Genomic DNA, 1,236 nt, shown 5'->3' with positions numbered 1-1,236 from the left:
ACACGATGAGCGCCATCCCGCGCCTGGAGTTCCTGCGCGAGATCAACGCCGACGTCACCGCCGAGGACGCCTACGACCCCGAACTCGCCGTCATCACGCTGAAGCACCCGGACACCGGCGCGACGCTGAGCTGCTCCTCCGTGCCGACACTCGTCGCCACGATGCTCGACCAGGCCGACATCCAGCCCGGTGACCGCGTTCTGGAGATCGGCTCGGCAACCGGCATCAACGCCGCCTACCTCGCCCACCTCGCCGGACCAGACGGCGAGGTGACCACGCTCGACATCGACCCATGGGTCACCGACGGCACCCGCCGAGCACTCGACGCCAACGGCTACCCGCAGGTCCGCGTGGTCACCCGCGACGGAGCACTCGGCTACGCCGAAGCGGCGCCCTACGACAAGATCGTGGTCACCGTCGGCGCGTTCGACCTCGCCGCCGCCTGGTGGGACCAGCTCGCGCCCGGCGGGCGCATCGTCGTGCCGCTGCGCTGGCGCGGCCAGACCCGCAGCCTCGCCCTGGTCCGCGACCGGGACCGGCTCGTCTCGGAGTCGGTCGTGCTGTGCGGCTTCGTACCGATGATCGGGCAGGACGGCGAGAGGTCCGCCGCGATCGACCCCGACGGCACCGTGCGCCTTTACTGGGACGAGGACCAGGCCATCAACCCTGCCGCGCTCGCGGGGGTGCTCGACCAGCCCAAGACTGAGACCTGGACGGACGTCACGATCGTGTCGGAGGAGCCGTTCGACGGCATCTGGCTGCGGATGACCGCCGTGGAGCCTGGCACGTGCCGCATCGAGGCCAAGCCCGGCGCCGTTGCGTCCGGGTTGTGCAAGCCGGCCATTCCAGTACGCAGCCCGGCCATCGCCGAGGACGACTCGTTGGCATACTTCGTGCTGAGGACCAAGTCCGACGCGCCACAACGCCGATATGAACTCGGCGCAGCCGCGCACGGCCCCACCGGCCCGCAACTCGCCGACCGGCTGTGCGCACAGATCCGGGCCTGGAACGCGGCCCGCAACGAGGAGCCGAAGGTCATCGCCTACCGCGGCGGCACGCTCGCCGACGACCAGCCCGGCCTGGTCGTGATCGCCAAGCGGGAATGCTCGCTGACGGTCGAATACCCAGCCCTCTGAGCTTTCTCTTTTACATGAGCTGGGCTTTTGTCCCTCGACGTGGGGAATGACAGAAGCGGGCCTAGCCGGGGTGTTCGTGAGAACTACCCCCTCTAACAGG

At 69.3% G+C, this 1,236-nt stretch carries 1 protein-coding gene; it reads left to right on the top strand.

The genetic code is table 11. From position 1 onward, the window contains the following. Nucleotides 1–1,136, top strand: a 1,136-nt coding sequence (gene fxlM / locus AB0J67_RS41260; protein ID WP_363491300.1) for a methyltransferase, FxLD system, incomplete at its 5' end; no start/stop codon positions are given. Nucleotides 1,137–1,236: the final 100 nt, after the last annotated feature.

This window comes from Catellatospora sp. NPDC049609, from assembly GCF_040675365.1.
In the GTDB taxonomy this organism is placed as follows: Bacteria; Actinomycetota; Actinomycetes; order Mycobacteriales; family Micromonosporaceae; genus Catellatospora.
The sequence above is the reverse complement of the archived record's forward strand: the minus strand, read 5'-3'. Positions and strand labels throughout refer to the sequence as shown.